Genomic DNA, 26,205 nt, shown 5'->3' with positions numbered 1-26,205 from the left:
ATGAGTATGAGTAACGTTGATGAATATCCTGAAATTCCAGACCTAGATAACTATGAGGAAGACGAAAAAGATATTCCTATTAAGCGCGAACTTTTAACTATTAGCCTCTTTAAAAAAGCAATTAAAGAAGTACCTGAGAATAAGGAAGATTCCATAATTATTAGTTTTTCTGAGAATGTATTACCTAAACTAATTCATCAATTAGTGGGAGCAACAGCTAAGGGAGGTCAATTCACAGAAGACCGTAGATCCGAAGGTAAAAATGTTGAACGTAGTAAACATGACCAATCTTTATTATCTCATCTGCTTAATGGCCTGTTCCCTACCTACCGGATTATTCAGAAATTAAAGTCATCAGAACTGGAAACTAATCCTGTTAAGCGTCAATGTGAAGAAAAGGAAACTCGTTTATTTGTAGCTGCGTATATTCTACATGACTTTGAAAAATTCCCCGACTATCCAATTTGGTTGAAAGAAAATAACACAGATGATGTATTTAAAAATCGTGATTGGCGTAAAGACCCTGCAAAAAAATCAGATGCACCAAATTTAAGACGCGGGTATGTAAAACAAAAAATTCAGGATTTTAGTTTAGATAGTTTTTTGGGTGAAGATTGGGAAAATTGTATCGATGATATTGTGTGGCTGAGTAGTAATGCTGGTGATGGAAGTGATGCTGATCGAGGTTTAGAAATTCGTGGATTGCGTCCTAATTTAGATGGTCGAGTGCGGAATATTTTGCACAGATTGTTAAAAATGTCTGATTTATTTGCTTCACTATTAAAGCATCCTCGTGATGTTGAAAGTGATGGCAGAAATGAAAAATTACCTGAGTTATTAAACGACTTAAGTAATGGTCAGTTAACATTTAGCTATCATGCATTATCAGACAATCGTGGTGTTCTGACGAATATTATTAATAATGCCTTGATGGATGTACATCCTAAGCAATACTACACACAGTTATTGTATTTGCCAGATGGTGTAGTATACCTTGCCAGTAAAGATGCACCTGCAATTCATACTGCTGATATTCCCAATCAAGTTGTAGATAAAATTAAAACATTATGCAGTAAGCAGTTAACAAAACGACAAACAGGTTTTAGTCGAGATGGTAAAGGTTTCAAGTTCGCTGATTACTACTGGTTATTTTTCCGCGCTAATGAGTTAATGGAAGTCAGCATTAATGCAGCTATCAGTATACTGCCTGATACTAAATTAGCCTCATCTGGTAAGCGGAGTGAAAGTTTACAAACTTTTCAAACACAAGGAGAATTACCACAAAATATAGATGTTGTATTTGGTAATGAAATTCAGATTGATAGATTAGCTGAATTTGGAGATATTATATGTCGAGGTATTTGGGGTAAATGGCAAGAACGCGCTAATGAATACCAAAAACAATTTCCTAAAGCTGAACGTAAAAATATTCCTGATTTAAATCTGACTGAAAAACTAGCTGAATACTTGGGTTTGCTAGAGGAAATACCAGCTTTAAGACAAATTCAATCTCTCAAGAAAACAGGAGGAGTTCCTTTAGATTGGTATTATTTATCGGCTAAATATTACCAGAAAAATCTAGGTAAAGATTTAGCGCAAAATATTGAGTTGATGGAAGGTATGGTTAATTATACTTCCAAGCTCATTGAACCTATTTTAGAAGATTTTGCAATTCCTGACGGGTGGAGTGATTTACGCACTTATGTAAGTCGAGTTATTTCTTTACCAACAGGTGCAGTTGTTGAACCTAAGCCAGACCAATTTTTAATAGAGATAAGTAGGTATAACGCTGCAAAAGTTACAGGAAGAGGTAGAGAAAATGTTTGTGCTATATCTAGTTCTCCCTACACTGTAACGGAGCAAATGGAGTCAGCAACGTTATTTGCACCACAAGTTTACAGCAATCGCCAAATTTTATTTAATGCTCAAGCTGCAAAGCGGCAAATTTGCTCAATCTGGTCAATTGAAATCATGTTGAGGCAAATTTTGATGAGTAAGACTAATGCGACTGGTGCAGACTTTGAAGGTCGTAAATATCGCTATCTTTATCTCTATCCTGCTTATTTCTTTACTCCAGAAACAAATAAGTTTTTGCAAAAAGCTTATAACGCCATATCTCAAACTCGATTTGATGCTGAACTTCGCAAACATTTTGTTTCCAAAGAACAAGTTGCAAATTTAACAATTGACAACTATCAACAAGTCGATGATTTGTTGATTAAGCAGGATATTCCACCAGAAGATGATAAGACATTTAAAATTAGCTATCCCGATGATGAAACATTAACTTTCTTCTTCATTGGTTTACCGCCAGGAAGAGAACCAACAGATACAGAATCGTGGATAATGCCAGCTTGGTTAGCATTTGCGTTACCGCTTGTTCTCGATGTAAAAGTTGTTGCATCAGAGTCACCTGTACCACCTTTCATTAGTGGTGCTGATTTTGAACAAACAGTTTTAATTGATGGAGAACATCAAGCGATTCGTTCTTTAATTCAAAAAGATAACTATTGTTTAGATAGCATTCTACCTAGAATTTCAGAAAAGCGTGAATTTTCTCCCCTCAATGCTCTCACTGCTGCTTACTCTATTCACTTGGAAGTTAACCGTAAAAAAGATGGCGATCCAGACTGGGGAAAATTAGCAGATTTAGCACGAGATTTAGAAACCAGTCCTCTTTATGTCTTTCAATACCTTAATAAATGGTTGCGAAAGCAAGACAAAATTGATTCTGTACCTCTTGCTAAAGTTCGCCTATACTTGGATTTTTATCACTATTTTGAGCCAAAAGGAAAAGCTGTGAATCAACTGCGTAAGTTAACAGAACTCTACCGCCGTTTTTATCGTTCTAAAAGTCAATATGCCAAAGCTAATGCAATTCTCAAACCAATTGATGAGGCTGCTGATGTAATTTTGAAAATTGATAAATCTATGGCTAGTGATACTGAATCATTAATAGATGTGGTAGCGGCTCGTCTAGCCAAGCTGATGAATAATGTGCGACGGAGAGCGGCTGAAGGAAAACCAACATTAACTTTAATTGATGGTAAGTGGAAACCTGCCTTAACTTCCGAAGAAGAACGTCAAGCAGTTTATGAGTTTTCTAAGTATTTTGTAAAAGAAATATTTGAAGGAAGCTTTAAAAGTGATCGCGCACGTTTAGCAGGTACTCAACTCAATTTAATTCGAGATACTTGTGAATACCTTTATCGCCTAGCAGATGATGAAGAACGGAAAGCACGTCCACAAGAGGAACCTGATGATATTCCTGAATTAGAACTTGAGGCTTCAGTCTAATTTCTTCTTTTTTTCAATTAATCAAATAGGAGCAATCAAACCATGAAATTCTTGAAAACACTCGATTCTAAATTTTTCCACGATGTAATCCCTGCTAAACCAATGGGAAAATATGCTCATTTCATTACTATCCGGGTTACAGAATCTTATCCTTTATTCCAGACAGATGGTGAACTTAATAAAGCAAGAGTACGTGCTGGAATTGAAAATAAAGAACCTATTAGTCGCTTGGCAATGTTTAAGCGCAAGCAGTCTACACCAGAACGCTTAACAGGTAGAGAATTATTACGTAACTACAAAATTGGTGACTGGGAAAAATGCGACTACAACGTAGATTTTAGCAAAACTACTCCTGATTGTATTCTCTATGGTTTTGCTATTGGTGATTCCGGTTCTGAAAAGTCGAAAGTAGTTGTAGACACAGCATACTCTATTACACCCTTTGATGATTCTCACCTAAACTTTACCCTCAATGCACCTTTTGAAAATGGGACGATGAGCCGTCAAGGGGAAGTAACCAGCCGCATTAATAGTCAAGACCATATCTTACCTCAAGTCTTTTTCCCCAGCATTGTCACCTTGAAAGATCCTACTGAAGCTGGATTTCTCTACGTTTTCAATAATATTCTCAGGACACGCCATTATGGAGCGCAAACTACCCGCACTGGTAGAGTGCGTAATGAGTTAGTTGGAGTCATTTTCGCTGATGGTGAGATTGCTAGTAATCTTCTTTGGACTCAAAAGATATATGACGTAATGAGTAATGCAACTCCAAAGCAAATTAATTCTCCTGATCCGCTCAATGAAGACGAGGTTTTAGAAGCGGCTACACAAGCAATTACTGCTCTAATGTCTCAAGAGTGTATTTCTCATACTGATTTTGTTGGTGAATTCTTCACACAACTTTTGACTGAAGTGAAGTCTATCACCAGTGATGAAACTCGATTGCAAGAAATGTTGAGTCAAGCAAATGCTGAATCATCTGTTTATGCTCAAACATGGGTTCTTAAATTAGGGAAGAAAGACGCTAAGAAAGATACCAAGGTTAATAAGAAAGCTGCTGCTGTCACGGAGTAAGCAAGATGGCAATTATTTATCGCTGTCAAATAGAACTTCATGACAGCCTCTATTACGCAACTCGTGAAATCGGGCGATTGTATGAAACAGAGCCAATAATTCACAATTACGCTCTCTGTTATGCACTGGGTTTAGTTGATAGCCAAATCTACTCTACTACCGTTGCTGAAGAACATTCTTATCGTTACTTTTGCCCCGAACAAGTGCCAAAATATGAGGAGCATTTAACGCCACTCAATCAACAAGGAATTTACGTAACTCCGGCGCGATCGCTCAATCATTCGTCCATCCTCAACACCTGGAAGTATGCTAACAACAACTACCACGTTGAAATGGAGAAAACACAGAAAAATATTCCTAGTTTTGGGAGAGCGAAAGAAATAGCAGCAGAAAGCAAATTTGAGTTTTTTATCATATCTCAAAAAGAACTCAAACTACCAAAGTGGATTCGCTTGGGTAAATGGATGAGCAAGGCTGAAGTAACGGTTGAACAATTACCGAAACCTAAAATTGCTGAGGGTATATTCACTTGTACATATCCATTAAATCCTTTAGATGTGATGTTCACTAATCAAGTGATTAGCTATGATGTTGTGAATATGCCTCCAGTTAGCTTAATTCAGAATGTCCAAATGCGAGGTCAACACTATCAATTTGATGGCATTCAAAGCTTAAAAATTCCAGTTCGGATGGAATATCGTTTTCGGAGTTAATCACTTCCTAAAACCTTTACCACGTTTTTTCTTTTTCGCAGGTTCTAGCATCCATTCACAAATTACGCTACAATTTTTAGCCCCTGTTAGTTCTGTACGCTCCCCACCAGTGAAACACTATCAACAACAAATTAACGCCTTCCCCAGCGATTACCTAAACAACTTGTGGGGAGAAATCCAAGCTTGTCCTTACTTTGCTATCAACAACCTCAACCGTGATTTTGTCGCCACTAAAGGATTTTCTGTAGTATTTCAGCGTTCTGGATTACCAAAAGTAGAACAGCAGTTTCCCTACTTCAAACCTTACCTCGATTTGGCTCTCCAGCCGAGTTGTAATGCTTTTTACCTCAATCCTTTACAACTCAAAGAAGGCTCTCGCGTCGATCCGCATATCGATCGCTCCTTACGTTCCTACTCCAAAACCATTGAACCACCTGCGGTTGTCAGTGTGCTTTATGTGCGCGTACCTGCGGATATGGAAGGGGGAGAACTGGTATTACGATCGCACAAACGCCAACTTGGGCAAATTAAGCCCCAATTCAATACTTTAGTTTATTTTCAAGGTGATTTAACCCATTCGGTTAACGCTGTTAAAACCCCAGGAAATCGCCTAAGTCTCGTTTGTGAACAGTATAGTTTGAGTGATGCTGAACTCCAGGAAATCCCTGAGTTTACTGTAGAGTCAAGAAGCACTCAGTCTACAACCAAAAAGAGAAAGTATGCCTCATAGTTTAGTGTTGAATTTGCTACCTCAATCGCCCATTCCACCACAGTATCTTACAGGTAGACATCTCCACGCCCTATTTTTAACCCTCGTTAGTTCTGTAGATAGCACATTAGGCGATCGCTTGCACGATTCCACCGCAGATAAAGCTTTCACCCTCTCTCCTTTACAAATTAATACCCCCCTTTTGAAGGGGGGTAAGGGGGGATCTAAATTGCAATATTTACATCAACAACCCATTCCCGCCGGAACTCCTTGTTGGTGGCGTATCTCTTTATTAGATGACACTCTATTTGGCAAACTTACCCAACTTTGGCTAAATCTTAATCCCAATCGCCCTTGGCATCTTGGCCCGGCTGACTTGTATATTATCAGCATTCAAGGTACACCCCAATCTATTCAACCTTGGGCGAATGCCAGTACTTATGCTCAATTATATGAAGAAGCTAGCGATCGCCATTCTTCCATCAACCTTAGCTTCTCAACGCCTACCGCCTTCCGTCAAGGACAGTATGATACTACCCTTCCTACCAGAGAATCTGTCTTTAATTCCCTACTTTCGCGGTGGAATAAATACAGTGGCATAGAATTGAATCAGATTGCAATTGAGTCAATATTTCCTTCTTTTGTCAATATTCACACAGAAATAGTAGCTGATTCTCGCAGCAAATTTATTGGCATTCTTGGCGAAGTTAACTACAAGATTTTGGGAGAAATTGAACCCATCCAAATTAAGCAAATTAATGCTTTAGCTGACTTTGCTTTGTATGCAGGAATTGGTCGTAAAACAACTATGGGAATGGGAATGACACGGCGGCTATATTCTCCATAATTCTAATAATCATTTAAAAACCATCGAAGTTATGAACCAAACCGAATATATTTCAATTGCGGCATTGAATCAATATGCCTATTGTCCGCATCGCTGTTGGCGGATGTTTTGTGCAGGGGAATTTACCGATAATCAATACACAATTGAAGGTACAACTTTACACGATCGCGTCCACACGACAAGCGATGTACAGCGAGGAGAGACTTGGCAAGTTCGGGCAATTTGGCTGAAGTCTGAGCAATACAAACTCATCGGCAAATCTGATTTAATTGAAGCCGAATCAGGTCAAGTTTATCCAGTAGAATACAAACGGGGACGCAAAGGCGAATGGGATAACGATGAGTTGCAAGTTTGTGCCCAAGCCTTATGTTTAGAAGAGATGACAGGACAACCTGTTACTACTGGATATATCTATTATGCCCACTCCCATCAACGGCAATTAGTAGAGATTAATGCAGAGTTACGGCAAAGTGCGATCGCTACTATTGAATCTGTCACAAATCTACTAGAAACAGGAGCAATGCCAAAACCAGTTTACAGCAAACGCTGCCAAGGATGCAGTCTTTATTCGCAATGTTTACCCAAAGCAACAGATAAAGTCAAAAGTTATCAAGAAGTAAATTAAATCATACCCCAATACAGTTCAGATAATCCCAAACCCATCATGTAGAGACGCGATTTATCGCGTCTTGAAATACCGATTATCTACACCAACAACCCTTGCTAACCGTATTTAATTATACCCGAATCTCTTTCCTCAAACCCAGATTATTATTAGGAAAAATCAAAAATGGGAACACTTTACGTAACACAAGCCGATGCTTTTATCGGCAAAGTTGACGAACGTCTCACCGTCAAAGCTGAACAAAAAACTATCATGGATATCCCTTTAATTAAACTAGAAGGGATTGTAGTACTAGGGCGGGCTACTATTTCTCCCGCCGTCGTCAGTGAACTTTTAGATCGTCATATTTGTTTAACATTTCTCACCGAAAACGGACGATATTTAGGGCGTTTAGAACCAGAAGCTACTAAAAATATCTTTGTTCGTAAAGCCCAATGGCAAGCTATAGGAGAATCAGAACCAGCAATACATTTAGTTAGAGGATTTGTGCGGGGTAAATTAAAAAATTACCGCCATAGCTTACTTCGCACTCAACGAGAATATCCTGATACTGACCTGAATAATAACATCACTCGATTGGAAAACGCGATCGCACCAATCGAAAAAACTAACAGTATTGATTCGCTCAGAGGCTTAGAAGGTGCTGGTAGTGCAGCCTATTTTGGTTGTTTTCAACAGCTAATCAAAACCTCAGAATTTCAATTTGAAGCCAGACGCCGCCGCCCACCAACCGATCCGGTTAATGCCCTACTGAGTTTTGGGTATTCATTACTACGTCATGATGTGCAAAGTGCTTTAAATATTGTCGGCTTCGATCCTTATCTAGGATACTTACACGTTGAACGTTATGGTAGACCTTCCCTAGCCTTAGACTTAATGGAAGAATTTCGTCCTTTAATAGTGGATGCTGTTGTGTTGTCGCTGATAAACAAGCGATCGCTAACCCTAACTGACTTTACCACCGAACCGCTCAGTGGTGCGGTAAATTTAACCAAAGAAGGACTGCATACATTTCTTCGCGCTTATCAACAAAAGAAACTATCGAGTTTCAAACATCCAGTTATGGGAACCAAATGCACCTACCAAGAATCCTTTGAAATTCAGGCGAGGTTATTAAGTAAATACCTAATGAACGAAATCGATAAATATCCTCCCCTAGTTCTCAAATAACTTGTAATTTCTCCCCATTTCCCATTCCCCAATCCCTTCATGTATATTGTTGTCAGCTACGACATTCCAGAAGATAAGCGTCGTACTAAAATCCATTCGATTCTCAAGTCTTATGGACAATGGATGCAACTGAGTGTGTTTGAGTGCGATATCACTCCCACTCAGTATGCTAAACTGCGATCGCGTTTAGCCAAATTGATTAAACCCGACACTGACAGCGTGCGCTTTTATTTTCTCTGTGGCTGTTGTGAGCGAAAAGTTGAGCGTATTGGCGGAGAACAGCCACGGGACGAAACAATTTTCTTTGCTGAGTCAACTTCTAGCTAGATTTCTGTATTTCAAATGCGCGGAGGGGTAGGTGTACAAATTCGACAGCCCCAAAAAAGTGCCTCTATTCCAACTACAGTAAGGCTTTCAACCCATTGTTCTCCTACTCGTCATCCGCGCAATCTCTGAAATACTTATCAAAACACGATTTCAGCCTTGAAATTTTCCTGACGCTCTTTCCAAACGAATTCTCTAATGCTATGATTGCCCTTGAATCGCGCAACCGCACCTTGAAAACTAAATACAGCTTGGGTTTGAGGCTCCCGCCATTGCAATTCATCAAAATCCCTATTAGGGATTGAAACTTTCCTAGACCCTGAGAACCACGAAGAACGCTCACACATTGCAATTCATCAAAATCCCTATTAGGGATTGAAACATTAAGCGACGTTCCATGAATTACGCCGAATGAAGATTGCAATTCATCAAAATCCCTATTAGGGATTGAAACAGAATCTTATCAACGCCTCCTTTCTCGGTATCACATTGCAATTCATCAAAATCCCTATTAGGGATTGAAACCTTAATCCCTGATGCCATGCCTACGAATCACCCATTGCAATTCATCAAAATCCCTATTAGGGATTGAAACCTGCACCAAAAACTGCAACTGATGACGATGCAGAAAATTGCAATTCATCAAAATCCCTATTAGGGATTGAAACCCTCACGTAACCATTGCGGGGTGTCGCTATCGGTATTGCAATTCATCAAAATCCCTATTAGGGATTGAAACTTTTTAAGTTCCTCCTTCAATGCCAACAATTTGGATTGCAATTCATCAAAATCCCTATTAGGGATTGAAACGTCGGCAGTGGCAGTACTGCTGGCATCAAATAATTGCAATTCATCAAAATCCCTATTAGGGATTGAAACAAACGTATCTTTAGATAACAACGAAACAAAGTAGAATTGCAATTCATCAAAATCCCTATTAGGGATTGAAACGTATCTTATCGCACCTTGCAGGTATGGTAGATATATTGCAATTCATCAAAATCCCTATTAGGGATTGAAACAGGGGCAGATAGTGGGGCGTACATACAATGAACAAATTGGAATTGCAATTCATCAAAATCCCTATTAGGGATTGAAACGCAACCTTGATTGACGCAGCTAGCGGCTATGAAGTTTTAATTGCAATTCATCAAAATCCCTATTAGGGATTGAAACATAATAAATGAAGAACATAAAGGAGCCTTATGATAATTGCAATTCATCAAAATCCCTATTAGGGATTGAAACTCCTATTTGTAAAATCGTGAGTCCCTCCAGCTAATATTGCAATTCATCAAAATCCCTATTAGGGATTGAAACAGCCCAAGCGCTGCTGCACACTCTTCGGCAAAATTGCAATTCATCAAAATCCCTATTAGGGATTGAAACATTGACCCAGATGATTTCTAAAAATGCAGACATATTGCAATTCATCAAAATCCCTATTAGGGATTGAAACCAACCCTTGGACACCTTCATACTAAAAAACCCAGTCGGATTGCAATTCATCAAAATCCCTATTAGGGATTGAAACGCCTCAATGCGTGGTACTAGAACTCTATCTACATAATTGCAATTCATCAAAATCCCTATTAGGGATTGAAACTAGCCCTTGAACAAGAGTTACTCCCGCAGTATTGTTATTGCAATTCATCAAAATCCCTATTAGGGATTGAAACATATATTGCCCAAAAAGATAGACTTTTAGCTTAAATTGCAATTCATCAAAATCCCTATTAGGGATTGAAACCTTTCTACCTCAAAATCGAGGTGCAGTATGGCAGATTGCAATTCATCAAAATCCCTATTAGGGATTGAAACGAGCCATACCGCCACTCAAAGTACCAGTGGCAAGCTTTGTAATTGCAATTCATCAAAATCCCTATTAGGGATTGAAACTTTACAGCTATTTTTTGCTGCTACAGTGTAGAAAAAGGAGTAAACCTCAAAGCCTCTCTCCTTTTAGGAGAGAGGTTTGGAGAGAGGTCAAAATCAATACAGTTCGGAAAGGTTTTTTAATGACACGCCGCCAATTGTAGAGACGGCGATTTATCGCGTCTCTTGCCTTAACCGAACCGTATTGAGGTCAAAGTGTATTGCATACAAATGAGCGATCGCGGTATATTCCTTTCAAACAAAGAAATACAAAAATGAAAGGGTAGGCTGATGCCCACCCTAAACCATTATTTACTTAGCAATAGTTTAAACAGGTGCTTCACTAGCAGACTTACCAACAAGCATTGCGGTATTTTCGTCGCTTTCCAGGATACCGAATTCAATCAACAACTCTTCCAACTCTTCCATCTCAATTGGGGTAGGGACAGTGAGGTTTTTGTTGTCGATAATCTTGGTAGCCAATGTCCGATATTCGTTACTTTGATTGCTGTCAGGAGCGTACTCATTAACAGTCATCCGACGCAATTCTGCGTGTTGAACAATATTGTCACGAGGTACGTAGTGAATCATTTGGGTATTCAAACGTTTTGCCAAGGTTTCGATTAAATCGATTTCCCGGTCAACGTTACGGCTGTTACAAATCAGACCACCCAAACGCACACCGCCAGTGTGAGCATATTTGAGAACACCACGAGCAATATTGTTAGCTGCATACATCGCCATCATTTCACCAGAGGTAACGATGTAGATTTCTTGTGCCTTACCTTCACGGATAGGCATAGCGAAACCACCGCACACAACGTCACCCAAAACATCGTAACTTACAAAATCAACATCTTTGTAAGCACCGTTTTCTTCTAAGAAGTTGATAGCGGTGATAATACCACGACCAGCGCAACCCACACCAGGTTCAGGGCCACCAGACTCCACACAACGTACATCGCGGAAACCGGTCAGCATTACTTCTTCGAGTTCAATATCTTCTACAGCGCCACGTTCAGCAGCTAATTGTAGAACACTTGTTTGAGCTTTACTGTGTAGCATCAAACGAGTAGAGTCAGCTTTAGGGTCGCAACCGACAATCAGAATGCGTTGACCCATTTCAGCCATTGCTGCTAGGGTGTTTTGAGAAGTGGTAGATTTACCAATACCGCCTTTACCATAGAAAGCTATTTGTCTAATCTTTTGCTCAGTCATGGTTGTGTTTCCTACAATGATTTAGTTGATGGGTCGTAAGCTTGATGTGAAATCTTCACCCTTGGTGTCGTAGGGAAGTAGAGCCTGTTGGTGTATATGCATAGCAACTTGTCGCTAGACATCGCATCCTGGCAAAAACAGTTAAAATCAGAACATATTTACCCACAAAGCGATGGCTTAAGGGATAGAGAAATCTCTATTTCCTAATAACAAAGCCTTTAAAACTTTGACTTCAGCATTGTTAGTTGTTGTAACAGAATCCCAAATGGTTGCTCACGCCTCAAGAGTGGTTGCAGCAGGAATTCAAATGAACGCAGATTTGTTCCCTGAACCACACAACCAACCAAATTGCAATCCACTCTTAAATGGTCGCTACAACTTTTCTGATTTTGCTGATGTCAAGTCGCAAAGAACATCTATCACGCTTCTCGTTTCGTGATTAATGCAGCAGGATAAATTCCAACCCAAAAGTAGTAGTTACAGGTGCAGTCATATAATGCCTGCACAGGCAATCCCTAACACTCTGGCTTAGACAATATCTTGATGACTTTTAACAGTATGGTTAAATTCCTGAAAATTGTGGAACGACACCATTCTGCTTGGAGTTTTCGTTCCAAAAGTCAGCAACTACTTCAACTTAATATTGCGGGAGTAAACATTTTCAACCGCGAATTAAGTTAGTAAATATTCTGTATTCCTATGGATTTGTCAGGCTGTACTAAGAGTCTTTCTTCCCAGACTCCAAGAGTAATTGCCTTTTGCGGGTAATGCTCTAGCTAGGTTAGCCAACTCTTATTGGCTCATACCCAGATAAATTTAGATTGACTTCAAGTTGTTACAAAGGCTACTATCCTACTCAATCTAGTTTTAGATTTCGTCAAAAAAAGATGTAGCTAATTGAAGTGGACTTACCAGAGCAAAAAAACTTTCTTGAGCTTGCCTCAAACTTGTCTTGAAGTCTTTTTGTGCTTTTAACTTGTTTGATTCCTATAAAAACCATAACATACATCTCACTAATTTATTTGGCGAATCTCAAAAAATTTATCTATTTAATAGAACATTCTCCTTGGAACCTTTAATAGTCATAACTTACACGTTTATAGATTGCTAGCTAATGAAATTATTGATCATAGTCAATATGTGCAGTTAGATACTTTCGGGTATTTGATAAAAGCATTGAAAACTAATGTTTTACAACCAAAACAGAATTGATTATTTTTGTGGTCAAGAAAGTAGATTAAATAACTCATAAAATTTCATGCCGTAATAAGTTAAATAAAAGGGCTTAATTAGGGGCTTCCAACTAAAAAAATATCCCATCGCTTTGGCAAGCAGGGGAGGAAGAATTGAATGATCATCTTCGCTCCCAAAGTTGGGTGGAGAGGGATAGTCGCCTCGTCCTTTGGGGTATTGGTAAATTCCTCCCCATGCCCCTGCCCTTATCGATAAACTTTTTTATACTAGAACTTACGCAAAAATAATTGAAAAGCCTATTATTCCGCAGCGGTAATTCATGAATTACCGCTACTTACGACGTATTTTGCGTAAGTCTTGTATACGAGTGATTCAGGAGTCAAATGCCCCGCCCACAAGGGGACGAGGTTTTACGCTCGATAAATAAAATCGGATTGCTATCTATATATAGTTTCCTCAATGATAGACCTAACGGTAGAAGTAAATTCTATCTTGCAAGAGAGGTGAAACCCCAGCACATAGTTGAAGATTAGATAAGAAGTGAAAAACAAAAAACCATTTAGTGATTAGGTCAGAAAAATGTTGACACCATTATTAACCGCCCTAGCTACAGCTTTGAGCCTGTTGATTGTTGATTTAGTTGTTCCAGGCGTTAATATTGCTAATTTTCCCGCAGCTTTGATTGCCGCTTTAGTGATTGGTCTAATTAACGGTTCAGTTAAGCCAGTTCTGTCTGCTCTGTCTCTACCGCTTAATTTTCTATCATTTGGAGCATTTTCGCTCATTGTTAACGGTTTGTGTTTTTGGTTAGCAGCAGTCTTAGTTCCTGGGTTCTCAGTTAGTGGACTTATTGGTTTCCTTCTTGGGCCAGTAATTCTATCTTTCGCTAATACCTTCATTAACAACTACTTTGTTGAAAGAAACCTTTTAACTAGTAGTGGTGATGTAAAAAGCCAAGGTGAATTACCTTCAAGATAAGTATTATAGGCAGTAGAGACGCCAGTTAAATTACGTTTCTAACCTACATAAAATCTCCGAAGGTGGATTTCCTAATTCGGTATCTTCAAAAGAATGTAATTAAACAAAATCACAAAGTTGTAAAATCATGAAATTAGTTCGCTTTCTTCTAGGTTTATTAGTGCCTCCTTTAGGCGTTTTCCTGACAGTCGGAGTTGGGCCCACCCTGTTTATTAACATCTTGCTCACAGTTCTAGGTTGGCTTCCCGGTAGTATTCATGCAATTTGGGTTATTGCCAAGCATGAAGAACAACTTAATCGAGAAGGGCGTATTTACTAATACGCAAGATGAATTTTAGGAAATCCTAAGTATGGTGCGTTACGTCTTTAAGCGTAACGCACCATTTTAATTTCTAGCAGAAATATAGCTGATGAGCTATAGCACAATACAGTTCAGATAAGACGAAAACACTTGTAGAGACGGCGATTTATCGCGTCTTCAAAGACCAATTACCTACACCAATAACCCTTAACCCAAGCCTATTGAGCTATAGCAATCCTAAATCATTCGTGAAAAATTAGATCCCCGACTTCTCGAAAAAGTCGGGGATCTGGACATCGCGCATTTTCACAACTCATTTAGGATTGCTATATTCCACATTTAACTTGATTAAGTTTCATAATTAGGGCAGGCAAGATGACTAGTACAGCACGGCGTAAATAAACCACCCATTTTAAATGTCTGAAACCCTTGCAAACAATTAATTACGAATTACGAATTACGAATTACGAATTCCGCCTTGCAGCATATATGCGAAAGGAAGCGATCGCAGTTAAGCTCAAGCTTATATCAGTATAATTGCTTATAGTTTACAGCTATTGCCAGGTAAATAGACCATGCTTTACTGATAGAGCAATGCTCATTTATATGCCCCTATGACAGATTACCAGGCAATATCAACAATCTCTCACCTGCGGAAGACATTGGTTTATGGTTTAAATGAGGGGTTTGACCCTCTATTCATCTATCTGTATCCGCCAGTGGGAAAGGATTCTAATTAAACGATGCTTGTTGGTAATCAACTTGGGCCTTGATTCACAGGATGACGCTGGCTGAACAAGGGATTAAACTATGGATAATGTTCAGCAATTGTTGCTTTTAACACCACTTACATAAATTTAATCTCATTGTTAAATCTAAAATCTCATCCTGCTATATAAAAACCAGTTATGTCAGCGTATCAAGGAAGTTGTGGGGAGACCACTGATGTGATTATTAGTGTTCACAACCAAGAAAACCTCGAATTACCAGCAAATTCTGCTCCTGTGGGTGCTCTTGCCACAAGACAAGGAACTTTTTCTACGTTTCTTGCTCCCCTGACTCAGGATACTTTTAAACAGGTCGTTCAGGATGTTGAGCAAAAATTACAGATTGTCCATCAAACCCTGTCAATGCTCGATTCTCAGGGGTTTGAAACCATTCTGCAAGAAATGTTGCATTCCATTACCTTAAAAACCGGGGAATTACTGGGAGCAGACCGGACGACGATATTTTTATTGGATGAAGAAAAACAAGAACTCTGGTCAATTGTGGCTGAAGGGGAGGGCGGTCGCTCTTTAGAAATTCGCATCCCCGCGAATAAAGGTATTGGTGGTGAAGTCGCTACTTTCAAACAAGTTATCAATATTCCCTTTGATTTTTATAGTGATCCGCGATCGCATTTTGCCCAAGAACAAGAAAAAAGGACTGGCTACCGCACTTACACTATGCTGGCTTTGCCACTCTTAAATGAACATGGGCAATTAGTTGCAGTAGTACAATTACTGAATAAATTAAAATCTGGTCATAATCATGATGCTCCACTTGCAGAGCGAATTGATACCAAAGGTTTTAGCTGTACTGACGAACAATTATTTCAAGAATTTGCCCCTTCGATTCGCCTAATTTTAGAATCCTCGCGCTCTTTTTATGTCGCCACCCAAAAACAAAGAGCAGTGGCGGCTCTGATGAAGGCGATTAAGTCTCTTTCTCAAAGCAGTCTCGACTTAGAAGACACCCTAAAACGGGTGATGGATGAAGCCAAAGAATTGATGAATGCCGATCGCAGTACACTATGGTTAATAGACCGCGATCGCCATGAATTATGGACGAAAATCACTCAGGATGATGGTTCAACGAAAGAGTTGCGAGTCCCCGTCGGTAAAGGCTTTGCTGGTATAGTAGCGGCTTCTGGTAAGAAACTAAATATTGCCTTTGATTTGTACGATGATCCTGACTCGGATACCGCCAAACAACTCGACCAACAAAATGGCTATCGCACTTGTAGCTTACTTTGTATGCCAGTGTTTAATGCCGATCAACAATTGATTGGTGTTACCCAACTTGTAAATAAAAAGAAAACTGGTGATTTTCCACCTTATAATCCAACCACTTGGCCAAAAGCTCCCGAATGTTTCCAAGCTAGCTTTGACCGCAACGATGAAGAGTTCATGGAAGCTTTTAATATTCAAGCAGGAGTAGCGCTGCAAAATGCCCAGTTGTTTGCCACAGTCAAGCAACAAGAACAAATGCAACGGGACATTCTGCGTAGTCTTTCTAATGGAGTGGTTTCCACTGATAAAACTGGGTTAATTATCGCCGCCAATGAAAGCGCCCAACGTTTGCTAGGACTGGGAGTCGATGATCGATTAGAAGGTAAATTAGTTAATGATGTCATCGGCATCAAAGAAGGTGACTTTAGCAAGTGGTATCAAGATGCATTACATGCAGTTGACTTAAAAGGCCGCCAACAATATTATCCTGATCGCACACTCTTAACTACTGGTACAGAACAGCACAGTATTAATTTATCGATTAACACAATTGCCGATGCTAGCGACCAAGAGCAAGTCCGTGGGGCGCTGGTGGTGATGGAAGATATAAGTGATGAAAAGCGGCTCAAGAGTACGATGTACCGCTACATGACCCAGGAATTAGCCGAAGAATTGCTGAAATTGGATGATGCTAAACTAGGAGGCGATCGCAAAGAAGTTTCAATATTATTTTCAGATATTCGTGGCTACACCACTTTGACAGAAAACTTAGAAGCAGAAGAAGTGGTGAGTATGCTCAATGAATATTTTGAATCAATGGTGGAAGCAGTCTTTAAACATAAAGGCACTCTTGACAAATACATTGGTGACGCCATTATGGCTGTCTTTGGTTCTCCTCTACCATTAGAAGAACACGCTTGGATGGCAGTACAAACATCTTTAGAAATGCGGGTTCGCCTGCACGAATTTAATCAACGTCGCTATGTAGATAATAAACCCAGAATTAAAATCGGTATTGGCATCAACTCTGATACCGTAATTAGTGGGAATATTGGCTCTAGTAAGCGGATGGAATTTACCGCTATTGGCGATGGTGTGAATCTTGGCTCTAGATTAGAAAGTGTCAGTAAACAGTATGGTTGCGACATTATTATTAGCCATAACACTTTTAAACCATGCGAAGAGTATATTTGGGCTAGGGAACTAGATTACATTCGTGTCAAAGGCAGAAATGAGCCAGTAGCTATATATGAATTACTGGGTTTGCGTTCCAATCCAATTGAAAGCGAAAAATTGCAAGTGATTGAGCACTATCATAAAGGGCGCGAATATTATCTCAAACGCGATTTTAACCGTGCTAGAGCCGAATTTGCCCTAGTTTTAGCAGCTGATAACCAAGACAAAGCTGCTATGTTGCATCTGTTGCGTTGTCAACATTGGTTACAATCACCTCTAACAGAATCAGATTGGGATGAAGGAGTCTGGACGTTCCAAGAGAAATAAACATTCAGGCATCAAGTTAACCTAGAGATTTTTCTCAATTAAATATCTAATGCCAATTTGAAAAAAGAATGCGACAAATAGACCATCTGTAGAGACGCGATGAATCGCAATACTGCTCGGTTAAGGATTTTTAACTCGGAATTGGGTTTTGGGAAAAGGTTAAAGGGTAAAGGGTAAAGGTTAAAGGTTTTTTCTTTCCCCTTCCCCCCGCCCATTATCCCCAGAGGGGGCCCCACCTTCCCCTTTTCCCCAAAACCCAACAAGTATTGCGATGAATCGCGTCTTTATATCGTGTTAGCTTAATTGCTTATTAAACCCGAAGAACCCCACCCCGCTTGTGGGCTAAGGTGTACACACAAGTCCTAAAAACCTAGCTTGATAAACATTTCCTCGTTCCCAGTCTCCGACTGGGAATGCATTCATTGAGTCTCTGACTCAATATCTGACTATAGGCAGAGCCTAGTGTATTGACTTTGTACCTTTTTAGGGGTCAAAAATTCATGCACAATCCTCTTAGCGTGACAAAGACTGTTTCTCCAAAAGTGACAAACTTAAAAGTCTACTCACCCGTTGTAAGCATATCCTCACAAAATACGTAAACCAAGTAGTAATTCCTACTAATTTAAAAGTATCTTCTATGGCAACAGGCATATTGGGGAATATATTATCACAAACAATTGATAATCCAAAAAATATAAACGCAGATAATAAAATCAGAAATTCACTCTTCTTCAGGATTGTTTTAAACTTGACAAAAAACATCAATATAAGTGCAATATAACCAGCGTAAACTATCTTCTCATTAAGATGTAAATAATTGGGAAATACAATCTCATGAATTAAAAAAAAGTCATCAAAAAGTAATAAGGATGTCAGAATCCCAGAAAACAAAAAAAACGATGAATATTCTTTAGCTCTAATATCTTTTTTGAGTAGTATATAACTAAAGAGACAGATACTTGCAGAAGAACACCAAAATAATATCCCAATGTTTGAGAAGAATCCTAGATAAAAAGGTGCGTTAACTATGGCAGATGGATCTCTCGTAAAATAGGCTGTAGGGACATTAGTTTTTAATTTGAGAAATATTAAAATTAAAGAAAAGGGAATAATTGTTATCAAAAATGTTAATAATAAAACTTTGATTTGAGCAATATAGCTTGATTTTTGAAAACTTAAATTTTTCATCAGTTTCTACCTTAATTATCTAGGTCACTCCTCACAGATTTTTTTTAGCTTTTCAAGTATTTAGGGTTGAGAATTGAATATCTGCTGTGGAAGTATGATTTTTCTACTCGTGTAAGATTACTCTTGGGCAAATATCAGGTGAGTGACTGATAGGCATAGGTTTACCCATCAACCCAGATATTTACCAAATATATTTCAGTATCATTTGGGCATATAAAAGTACTATTTTTAACTTGAATGATTGGTTTTTTAGGGTGTTAAATGTGAAACAGTTGATTTACAAGGGTCTAAAATTAAGCAAAGGTTAACAAAAGTAATAACTTTGCATTCTTTCATACAGCAAAAAAATATTCAAGTTCTTTTTGTCTTATTTTTTTTAAGTTTTGATGAAGCTTGGCATTTTACTCATAGATTTCATTCTTGTTTCCAGCCAGAGGAATGCTCCTTTTTGCCAGCTATGTCTGGGCATTCCGCCAAACAAAACACCAATTTTATAACCCGCTTGTGCGGGTTTTGTTTTATAGATAGAATAATATATTTAAATAACTATTTAACTATTAATCTATATTACAAGAAGTTTACAAAAATGTGAGCGAATACTTTTATATAAAGTCAACAATTACAAAGAAATATTTCGTTTTTTATATCGATTTGTGTCATATAGGCGATAAAATGCCTACTGGGCAAGCGTTTTCTGATAAAAAACAGATATTGCCTAAAGATCACAAGTTACCTGTGGCTGATGATGCCGCTAGGAACTTCCTTCAGAGAACACGCATCAAAGGAGCCGAAGAAGCATGTTCACACACGTCAAGTCCACCATTAGACACATTGCGCCTGATAACTTACGCGGACGTAGTTTAATCAAGGTGGTCTATGTCGTGCTTGAGTCCCAGTACCAGAGCGCATTGTCGCAAGCAGTTCGCACGATTAACGCGAACAATCCCAACTTGGCGATTGAAATTAGCGGGTACTTGATTGAGGAACTCCGCGACCCCGAAAATTACGAGGAGTTCAAACGAGAAATTGAGAATGCGAATATCTTCATCGCTTCCCTCATTTTCATCGAAGACTTAGCACAGAAAGTTGTAGCAGCAGTAGAACCACACCGCGATCGCTTGGATGTTTCCGTTGTCTTTCCCTCCATGCCAGAGGTAATGCGCCTGAGTAAAATGGGCAGCTTTTCCTTGGCACAGTTGGGTCAGTCAAAAAGTGCGATCGCGCAATTCATGCGGAAACGCAAAGAAAAATCCGGTGCGGGTTTCCAAGATGGGATGCTGAAGCTTTTGCGTACCCTGCCGCAAGTGCTGAAGTTTTTACCAATGGATAAGGCACAGGATGCCCGAAATTTCATGCTCAGTTTTCAGTATTGGCTAGGTGGTTCTCCAGAAAATCTGGAAAACTTCTTGCTGATGCTAGCTGATAAATATGTATTTAAAGGTTTAGAAAAACAGAATTTTGCACCTTCTACGTATGAACAGCCAGTGGTTTATCCCGATCTAGGGATTTGGCATCCTTTGGCTCCCAGTATGTTTGAAGATGTTAGAGAGTACCTCAATTGGTATACAGCTCGTAAGGATATTTCTAGTGATCTAAAAGATCCCCTAGCTCCTTGTGTCGGGTTAGTATTGCAACGCACTCACCTAGTTACAGGGGATGATGCCCATTATGTGGCGATGGTGCAAGAGTTGGAAGCACTAGGCGCACGGGTATTACCTGTGTTTGCTGGTGGTTTGGATTTCTCCAAGCCTGTGGATGCCTACTTTTACGAACCAACTACCAACATACAGTTAGTAGACGCAGTGATATCGCTGACTGGTTTTGCTTTAGTAGGTGGCCCAGCCAGACAAGATCATCCCAAAGCAATTGAATCACTCAAACGCTTAAATCGTCCTTACATGGTGGCGTTACCCTTAGTATTCCAAACCACAGAAGAGTGGATGGATAGCGATTTAGGGTTACATCCAATTCAAGTAGCTTTGCAAATTGCAATTCCTGAATTGGATGGAGCAATTGAGCCGATTATATTATCGGGTAGAGATGGAACTACCGGGAAAGCGATCGCACTGCGCGATCGGGTTGAAGCTGTCGCCGAACGCGCCTTAAAATGGGCTAACCTCCGCCGCAAGCCAAAACTAGATAAAAAAGTTGCCATCACCGTTTTCAGCTTCCCGCCAGATAAAGGCAACGTCGGAACCGCCGCTTACTTGGATGTATTCGGTTCCATCTACGAGGTGATGAAAGCCCTCAAAAATAACGGCTACGACTTACCAGAATTGCCAGAATCAGCCGAAGCGTTGATGCAAGAAGTCATTCATGACGCTCAAGCGCAGTACAACAGCCCAGAACTGAACGTTGCTTACAAAATGTCGGTTCCTGAATATGAGGCGCTGACCCCCTACTCTCACCGCCTAGAGGAAAACTGGGGCCCACCTCCCGGACACCTTAACAGCGACGGGCAAAATCTGCTAATTTATGGTAAGCAATTCGGTAACGTCTTCATCGGTGTACAACCTACATTTGGTTACGAAGGCGACCCGATGCGGTTGTTATTCTCCCGTTCAGCTAGTCCTCACCACGGTTTTGCTGCTTACTACACTTACCTAGAGCAAGTTTGGAAAGCTGATGCTGTACTGCACTTTGGTACACACGGTTCCTTGGAATTCATGCCAGGTAAACAAATGGGAATGTCTGGTGATTGTTACCCAGATAACTTGATTGGCTCAATTCCCAACTTGTATTACTACGCAGCGAATAATCCGAGTGAAGCGACAATTGCCAAACGTCGGAGTTACGCCGAAACAATTTCTTACTTGACACCGCCGGCTGAAAATGCTGGTTTGTATAAAGGTTTGAAGGAACTCAGCGAATTAATTGCTTCCTACCAAACCTTAAAAGATAGTGGACGCGGTGTTTCCATTGTCAACAGCATCATGGATAAATGCCGGATCGTGAATCTGGATAAGGATATTGACCTACCAGAAACCGATGCCAGAGACATGAGTGCTGATGAGCGGGATAATATTGTTGGCAACGTCTACCGCAAGTTGATGGAAATCGAGTCGCGGTTATTGCCTTGTGGTTTGCACGTCATTGGTAAACCACCAAGTGCAGAAGAAGCGATCGCAACTCTGGTCAACATTGCTAGTCTAGATCGACAAGAAGAAGGACTTCAAGGCTTACCGGGAATTATCGCTAACAGCATTGGGCGTAACATTGACGATATTTATCAAAATAGCGATCGGGGCATTTTAGAAGATGTCCAGTTATTGCAAGACATCACCTTAGCAACCCGTGCAGCAGTTACCGCCCTTGTCCAAGAGCAAATCGACGCCGAAGGACGAGTTTCTTTGGTTTCCCGGTTGAATTTCTTCAACATGGGTAAAAAGGAACCTTGGGTAGAATCATTGCATAAACTCGGTTATCCCAAAGTTGATGGCGCAGCCCTAAAACCCCTATTTGAGTATTTGGAATTCTGTCTGCAACAAGTTTGTGCCGACAACGAACTCGGAGCATTACTCAAAGGCTTGGAAGGCGAGTACGTCCTACCTGGCCCTGGTGGCGATCCCATCCGCAACCCGGATGTATTACCCACAGGTAAGAATATCCATGCACTCGATCCACAATCCATCCCCACAACAGCAGCAGTTCAATCAGCCAAAATCGTTGTAGACAGACTGTTGGCACGTAATAAGGCAGAAAACGAAGGAAAATGGCCAGAAACCATCGCCTGCGTCCTTTGGGGAACCGATAACATCAAAACTTACGGTGAATCCCTAGCGCAAATTATGTGGATGGTGGGCGTGCGTCCAGTTCCCGATGCCTTGGGACGGGTGAACAAGTTGGAATTGATATCTTTAGAAGAGTTGGGAAGACCCAGAATTGATGTTGTCATCAATTGTTCTGGTGTATTCCGCGACTTGTTCATCAACCAAATGAACCTGTTAGACCAAGGCGTGAAGATGGCAGCTGAGGCAGATGAACCCTTAGAAATGAACTTTGTTCGCAAACACGCTTTGCAGCAAGCCGAAGACATGGGAATTAATCTGCGTCAAGCAGCGACGCGCGTTTTCTCCAACGCTTCTGGTTCCTACTCGTCAAATATCAACTTGGCGGTAGAAAACAGCACTTGGGATAGCGAAGCCGAATTGCAGGAAATGTATCTCAACCGGAAATCCTTCTCCTTCAATTCCGATAACCCCGGAATCATGGACGAATCGCGCGGTATTTTTGAAAGTACATTGAAAACTGCTGATGCAACTTTCCAAAATTTGGATTCTTCGGAGATTAGCCTAACAGACGTTTCCCACTACTTCGATTCAGATCCCACTAAGCTTGTGGCAAGTCTGCGGGGTGATGGTAAAAAACCAGCATCTTATATTGCAGATACAACTACAGCTAACGCCCAAGTGCGGACATTATCAGAAACCGTGCGTTTGGATGCGCGTACCAAATTATTAAATCCCAAATGGTACGAGGGGATGCTGTCTCACGGTTACGAAGGTGTGCGCGAACTCTCCAAGCGGTTGGTGAATACAACAGGTTGGAGTGCGACTGCTGGCGCTGTGGATAACTGGATTTATGAGGATACTAACGAAACCTTCATCAAAGATGAAGAAATGCAGAAGCGGTTGTTGAACCTTAATCCCCATTCTTTCCGCAAGATTGTATCAACTTTGTTGGAAGTGAATGGACGCGGTTATTGGGAGACTAGCGAGGATAATTTAGATCGTCTGCGCGAGTTGTACCAAGAAGTTGAAGACCGAATTGAAGGGATAGACTAGTACTAGTTGGGCAGGCATCTTGCCTGCCTAAATTTGCTATTTTATTTATGAATCCGGCATGATCAAAAAGAAACACATCGAAACAGGTGTTTATGCTCAACAACTAGAATTATTTCAGTTATTTGAACCTGTAAATGTTATAATTTCTCAATCAAAATTTACATTTATAGATTTATTCGCTGGCATAGGTGGATTTAGAATCCCTCTGCAAGAGTTAGGAGGAATATGTCTAGGCTATTCGGAAATTGATAAAGAAGCTATTAAAGTTTACCAAAATAACTTTATTCGTGATGCCAATGCTAACGAAGCATATTTAGGAGATATTACTAATTTAAATAAGCTCCCATTTGAGATAGATTTGCTAGTCGGGGGTGTTCCTTGTCAACCTTGGTCAATCGCTGGGAAATTACAAGGCTTAGACGATCCCAGAGGTAAACTATGGTTTGATGTTTTTAGAGTGGTAAAAGCTAACCAACCGAAAGCATTTATATTTGAAAATGTTAAAGGTTTAACAGAGCCAAGAAATAGAAAAAGCCTGGAATATATACTTAATAATTTAACAACATGTGGTTATGTGTTAAAATACAAGGTGCTTAATTCCTACGATTTTGGTTTACCTCAAGATAGAGACAGGATATTTATTGTTGGAATTAGAAATGATATTGAAAAATGCTGGGCTTTTACGTTTCCTAACTCTTTAAATAAACAGCTAAAGCTTTATGAAGTAATTGCTGGTATTCAACATAGTAATTTTGCCAAAAAAAGATTTTCACCAGAAATTTTATTTCCTGATGGTAAAATTCCAGCTTCTAGAGGCAGATTTCAAAAAATAGATGAATTAAATGATTTTTTCACTTTTGCTGATATCAGAGATGGACATACTACTATTCATTCTTGGGACTTAATAAAAACAACTTTAAGAGAAAAGCTCATTTGTAAAACTATATTGAGAAATAGAAGAAAGAAAATTTATGGACTTAAAGATGGTAATCCTTTAGAATTTAAAATATTACAAGCTCTCATTCCTAGTTTACAGATTGAAGAAATAAATATTTTAGTAGCCAAAGAAATTTTACATCTTGTCGAGGGTAAAGGCTATGAATTTGTTAATTCTAAAATTTCTTCAGGAATTAATGGCATTTCTAAAATATTCTTGCCTCATGCTGAGGCTATTGCAACTTTAACAGCAACTGGAACTAGAGACTTTATTGCAACTATATCTATAGAATGTCAGGAGCCAGAAGCATATAAGCAAACTTTTATTCAAGAAATTTATGTCAAAAAGAACTATAAACATTTAACAGCCACAGATTACGCTAGATTACAAGGATTTCCAGAAACTTTTAAAATCGCTGAGAGTGAAAGTACAGCCAAGTATCAATTTGGTAATGCGGTTTCTGTTCCTGTCGTTTACCATTTAGCAAAAGCTTTGTTAAAAATAATCCCCATAGATTAAATAAATTTAAATATGGCAGCTATTAGTTCAAATACTCGTGCAGTAATTAAAGGTTATCTAGAAGGATTTATTAAAGCTCTTGTAGATGAGTATAAAGGGCGTAAAATTTTAAAGCCAGATAATGCAGCAGAGTATTTATCAAGATTCTCATCTAATGGAGAATTGAAACCATTTCAAGCAGCACTAATTCCACCAGAATTAATACGTATCAACCAATTTGAAAGAGGTTTGAGTACAAAGCTAGGTAATTCTTTTGAAGAATGCGCTCGCTTAATTGCTCTAGAACATCATCAAGATGTACGTCGAGGTTATGATATTAAATCGGAAGTAAGTCTTGCTGCTTTTGCAGAAGCTGAAATTCAAAAACAAAATTACGAATCGGCTGCTAAAAAAGAACAAGCAAAGCCATCTTTTGAACAGATGATAACTGCTGTTATCAATGCTTGTCGTAGTGATGATTTAGAAATAAAGGTTGTTCGCGCTGATCTTTATATTCTGGCGAAAGACGGCACAGAATTTTTATTTGAAATCAAAGCTCCTAAACCAAACAAAGGACAATGTTTAGAAGTCTTGCAACGTCTCCTTAGATTTCATTTACTGCGCGGTGTAAATCGTCCTCAATTACAAGCTTACTATGCTATGCCTTATAATCCATATGGTGTCACTAAAGCTGATTATAAATGGACACAGGCAAAAAGCTATTTACCTTTTGAAGAGGCTGTAATTATCGGAAATGAATTTTGGAATATTGTAGGGGGAGTAACTGCTTATGAAGAATTATTAGAAATATATCTGGAAGTGGGGCGGGATAAAAGTAAATATATGTTAGATGCTTTAGCTTTTGGGTTTTAAGAGTTATTTAACAAACACAACCCGAAATATAATAACAGATGATCGCTTAATTTTTGAGGTTTTCTGTAAGGCGATCGCACTCACTCTTACACAACTTGCGATC

The 26,205-nt window shown here is 39.5% G+C and carries 17 protein-coding genes and 1 CRISPR repeat array; of the genes, 15 read left to right on the top strand and 2 right to left on the bottom strand.

Features of this window, described 5'->3' with window-relative positions; genetic code table 11:
• The 8 genes from cas10d (at position 1) to cas2 (ending at position 8,765) form a co-directional block, all read left to right on the top strand.
• Entirely contained in the window at positions 1–3,297 is a 3,297-nt protein-coding gene (gene cas10d, locus ACWATR_RS15100) for a type I-D CRISPR-associated protein Cas10d/Csc3 (protein WP_460333722.1), read from the top strand.
• A 42-nt stretch (positions 3,298–3,339) separates the two neighbouring features.
• Entirely contained in the window at positions 3,340–4,374 is a 1,035-nt protein-coding gene (cas7d, locus tag ACWATR_RS15095; protein ID WP_460333718.1) for a type I-D CRISPR-associated protein Cas7/Csc2, read from the top strand.
• Between the two features lie 5 nt (positions 4,375–4,379).
• Complete coding sequence (gene cas5d, locus ACWATR_RS15090) at positions 4,380–5,087, top strand: type I-D CRISPR-associated protein Cas5/Csc1 (protein ID WP_460333715.1); 708 nt, start codon at positions 4,380–4,382, stop codon at positions 5,085–5,087.
• A gap of 109 nt (positions 5,088–5,196) precedes the next feature.
• On the top strand, positions 5,197–5,817 hold the full coding sequence (locus ACWATR_RS15085; RefSeq protein ID WP_460333712.1) for a 2OG-Fe(II) oxygenase: 621 nt from the start codon (positions 5,197–5,199) through the stop codon (positions 5,815–5,817).
• On the top strand, positions 5,807–6,643 hold the full coding sequence (gene cas6 / locus ACWATR_RS15080; RefSeq protein ID WP_460333709.1) for a CRISPR-associated endoribonuclease Cas6: 837 nt from the start codon (positions 5,807–5,809) through the stop codon (positions 6,641–6,643). The genes ACWATR_RS15085 and cas6 overlap by 11 nt, the downstream gene beginning before the upstream one ends.
• Before the next feature lie 31 nt (positions 6,644–6,674).
• Positions 6,675–7,268: a CRISPR-associated protein Cas4 gene (gene cas4 / locus ACWATR_RS15075; protein WP_460333706.1), complete on the top strand. Its 594-nt coding sequence runs from the start codon at positions 6,675–6,677 to the stop codon at positions 7,266–7,268.
• Positions 7,269–7,433: 165 nt separating this feature from the next.
• The gene (cas1d, locus tag ACWATR_RS15070; protein WP_460333703.1) at positions 7,434–8,438 is read left to right on the top strand and encodes a type I-D CRISPR-associated endonuclease Cas1d; all 1,005 of its coding nucleotides are present in this window, start codon (positions 7,434–7,436) and stop codon (positions 8,436–8,438) included.
• Positions 8,439–8,477: 39 nt separating this feature from the next.
• Entirely contained in the window at positions 8,478–8,765 is a 288-nt protein-coding gene (cas2, locus tag ACWATR_RS15065; protein WP_460333700.1) for a CRISPR-associated endonuclease Cas2, read from the top strand.
• A gap of 268 nt (positions 8,766–9,033) precedes the next feature.
• A CRISPR array of direct repeats spans positions 9,034–10,661; the repeat unit is 37 nt; unit sequence ATTGCAATTCATCAAAATCCCTATTAGGGATTGAAAC.
• A gap of 303 nt (positions 10,662–10,964) precedes the next feature.
• Here cas2 and nifH read toward each other — a convergent pair.
• The gene (nifH, locus tag ACWATR_RS15060) at positions 10,965–11,855 is read right to left on the bottom strand and encodes a nitrogenase iron protein (RefSeq protein ID WP_460333697.1); all 891 of its coding nucleotides are present in this window, start codon (positions 11,853–11,855) and stop codon (positions 10,965–10,967) included.
• 226 nt (positions 11,856–12,081) lie between these two features.
• On the opposite strand from nifH, the gene ACWATR_RS15055 reads away from it, so the two are divergent.
• From ACWATR_RS15055 to ACWATR_RS15040, 4 genes are all read left to right on the top strand, one after another.
• A complete protein-coding gene (locus ACWATR_RS15055) occupies positions 12,082–12,294 on the top strand; it encodes a hypothetical protein (protein WP_460333694.1) in 213 nt (70 codons plus the stop codon).
• 1,334 nt (positions 12,295–13,628) lie between these two features.
• The gene (locus ACWATR_RS15050) at positions 13,629–14,027 is read left to right on the top strand and encodes a phage holin family protein (protein ID WP_420758380.1); all 399 of its coding nucleotides are present in this window, start codon (positions 13,629–13,631) and stop codon (positions 14,025–14,027) included.
• Between the two features lie 127 nt (positions 14,028–14,154).
• Positions 14,155–14,346 (top strand): YqaE/Pmp3 family membrane protein, encoded by a 192-nt coding sequence (locus ACWATR_RS15045; protein WP_069074421.1) that lies wholly within the window; start codon positions 14,155–14,157, stop codon positions 14,344–14,346.
• A gap of 890 nt (positions 14,347–15,236) precedes the next feature.
• Complete coding sequence (locus ACWATR_RS15040; protein WP_460333690.1) at positions 15,237–17,822, top strand: GAF domain-containing protein; 2,586 nt, start codon at positions 15,237–15,239, stop codon at positions 17,820–17,822.
• Positions 17,823–18,335: 513 nt separating this feature from the next.
• Here the strand turns inward: ACWATR_RS15040 and ACWATR_RS15035 are convergent.
• Positions 18,336–19,010 carry a hypothetical protein gene (locus ACWATR_RS15035; protein ID WP_460333687.1) on the bottom strand — a complete coding sequence of 225 codons (675 nt, stop codon included), beginning with the start codon at positions 19,008–19,010 and terminating at the stop codon, positions 18,336–18,338.
• 797 nt (positions 19,011–19,807) lie between these two features.
• On the opposite strand from ACWATR_RS15035, the gene ACWATR_RS15030 reads away from it, so the two are divergent.
• From ACWATR_RS15030 to ACWATR_RS15020, 3 genes are read left to right on the top strand one after another with little or no spacing between them, the layout of a single operon-like run.
• Positions 19,808–23,794 carry a magnesium chelatase subunit H gene (locus ACWATR_RS15030; RefSeq protein ID WP_460333684.1) on the top strand — a complete coding sequence of 1,329 codons (3,987 nt, stop codon included), beginning with the start codon at positions 19,808–19,810 and terminating at the stop codon, positions 23,792–23,794.
• A 58-nt stretch (positions 23,795–23,852) separates the two neighbouring features.
• On the top strand, positions 23,853–25,250 hold the full coding sequence (locus ACWATR_RS15025) for a DNA cytosine methyltransferase (protein WP_460333681.1): 1,398 nt from the start codon (positions 23,853–23,855) through the stop codon (positions 25,248–25,250).
• A gap of 12 nt (positions 25,251–25,262) precedes the next feature.
• Positions 25,263–26,102, top strand: a complete 840-nt coding sequence (locus tag ACWATR_RS15020) for a TdeIII family type II restriction endonuclease (protein WP_460333678.1) — start codon at positions 25,263–25,265, stop codon at positions 26,100–26,102.
• Positions 26,103–26,205 lie beyond the last annotated feature (103 nt).

The organism is Nostoc sp. UIC 10890, from assembly GCF_054786515.1.
This window is presented reverse-complemented; position numbering and strand designations above follow the sequence as displayed.

Excerpts from the sequence above, each read along its gene's own strand:
- ACWATR_RS15030 (WP_460333684.1), top strand. The coding sequence starts at position 19,808 with ATGTTCACACACGTCAAGTCCACCATTAGACACATTGCGCCTGATAAC.
- cas2 (WP_460333700.1), top strand. The coding sequence starts at position 8,478 with ATGTATATTGTTGTCAGCTACGACATTCCAGAAGATAAGCGTCGTACT.
- cas10d (WP_460333722.1), top strand. The coding sequence starts at position 1 with ATGAGTATGAGTAACGTTGATGAATATCCTGAAATTCCAGACCTAGAT.
- cas1d (WP_460333703.1), top strand. The coding sequence starts at position 7,434 with ATGGGAACACTTTACGTAACACAAGCCGATGCTTTTATCGGCAAAGTT.
- ACWATR_RS15040 (WP_460333690.1), top strand. The coding sequence starts at position 15,237 with ATGTCAGCGTATCAAGGAAGTTGTGGGGAGACCACTGATGTGATTATT.
- cas6 (WP_460333709.1), top strand. The coding sequence starts at position 5,807 with ATGCCTCATAGTTTAGTGTTGAATTTGCTACCTCAATCGCCCATTCCA.
- ACWATR_RS15035 (WP_460333687.1), bottom strand. The coding sequence starts at position 19,010 with ATGAAAAATTTAAGTTTTCAAAAATCAAGCTATATTGCTCAAATCAAA.
- ACWATR_RS15045 (WP_069074421.1), top strand. The coding sequence starts at position 14,155 with ATGAAATTAGTTCGCTTTCTTCTAGGTTTATTAGTGCCTCCTTTAGGC.
- ACWATR_RS15020 (WP_460333678.1), top strand. The coding sequence starts at position 25,263 with ATGGCAGCTATTAGTTCAAATACTCGTGCAGTAATTAAAGGTTATCTA.
- cas5d (WP_460333715.1), top strand. The coding sequence starts at position 4,380 with ATGGCAATTATTTATCGCTGTCAAATAGAACTTCATGACAGCCTCTAT.
- nifH (WP_460333697.1), bottom strand. The coding sequence starts at position 11,855 with ATGACTGAGCAAAAGATTAGACAAATAGCTTTCTATGGTAAAGGCGGT.
- cas7d (WP_460333718.1), top strand. The coding sequence starts at position 3,340 with ATGAAATTCTTGAAAACACTCGATTCTAAATTTTTCCACGATGTAATC.
- ACWATR_RS15025 (WP_460333681.1), top strand. The coding sequence starts at position 23,853 with ATGATCAAAAAGAAACACATCGAAACAGGTGTTTATGCTCAACAACTA.
- ACWATR_RS15050 (WP_420758380.1), top strand. The coding sequence starts at position 13,629 with ATGTTGACACCATTATTAACCGCCCTAGCTACAGCTTTGAGCCTGTTG.
- cas4 (WP_460333706.1), top strand. The coding sequence starts at position 6,675 with ATGAACCAAACCGAATATATTTCAATTGCGGCATTGAATCAATATGCC.